At 73.2% G+C, this 919-nt stretch carries 1 pseudogene; it reads left to right on the top strand.

The features are described from left to right. Nucleotides 1–640, top strand: a pseudogene (locus FVW27_RS17170) (hypothetical protein); the annotation flags it as partial. Nucleotides 641–919 lie beyond the last annotated feature (279 nt).

The raw sequence follows: 919 nt of genomic DNA, 5'->3' as shown, positions 1-919 counted from the left end.
CCCGCCGTCCGACCCCGCCGGGGGCGACGAACTGTGGCTGGTGGTGCGCCGCGACGTGGACGGCGCGCAGCGGCGGTACATCGAGCGGCTGGACCCGGCCTTCGAGGCGGAAACCCCGGCCTCGGCGTTCTTCGTGGATTCCGGCCTGTCGTATGACGGGCCGCCCGTGGCCGTGCTGGGCGGTCTGGACCATCTGGAAGGGCGCGAGGTGTCCATTCTGGCCGACGGCTGGGTGCACCCGACGCGCACCGTGGCGGGCGGGCGCATCGAGCTGGACCGCCCGGCCTCGGTGATCCATGCCGGGCTCGGCTATGCCAGCGACCTTGCGCCGGTGACGCAGGAATTCGTGGCGGGTGACGGCCCCACTCAGGGTCGGGTGCGTCGGGTGGGCCGGGCGCGGGTGCGGCTGTACCGCTCGTCGGGGTTCAAGGCCGGGCCGGACGCGGACCACCTGCGCGAGGTGCTGTTCCGCACCGCGCAGGACCCGCCGGGACAGGCGCTGCCGTTGTTCGATGGTGACCGCGAGGTGACCCTGGACGCGCGCCTGGGCACGCAGGGCGGCCTGCATGTACGGCAGGACGACCCGCTGCCGCTGACGGTGCTGGCGGTGATCAGCGAAGTGGAGGTGGGCGAGGCATGAGCGCGCGTTCTGTCCACCGTCCTGGCCACGTCACTCGCCCCTCCAACGCGGTTGCGGATTCCCCGGCGGTTCCGCACCCCCCAGCCCCTGCAATTCCGGCATCCCCTGTCTCCATGGCCTCCGTGCACACGGAGTGCAGGGTGCGCACGGGCTTTGTCCGGCGCGGCGCAAATGGCCGCACCCGGCTGCACGTAGTCCCGGCGCGCCGCCAGCATCTGCGCCAGGTGCTGCCCAACCTGCGCCCGCGTGACCGGGCGGAACTGGAGGCCCTTGGCCCGC

The organism is Nitratidesulfovibrio liaohensis, assembly GCF_011682075.1.
Classification (GTDB): domain Bacteria; phylum Desulfobacterota; class Desulfovibrionia; order Desulfovibrionales; family Desulfovibrionaceae; genus Cupidesulfovibrio; species Cupidesulfovibrio liaohensis.
The sequence above is the reverse complement of the archived record's forward strand: the minus strand, read 5'-3'. Positions and strand labels throughout refer to the sequence as shown.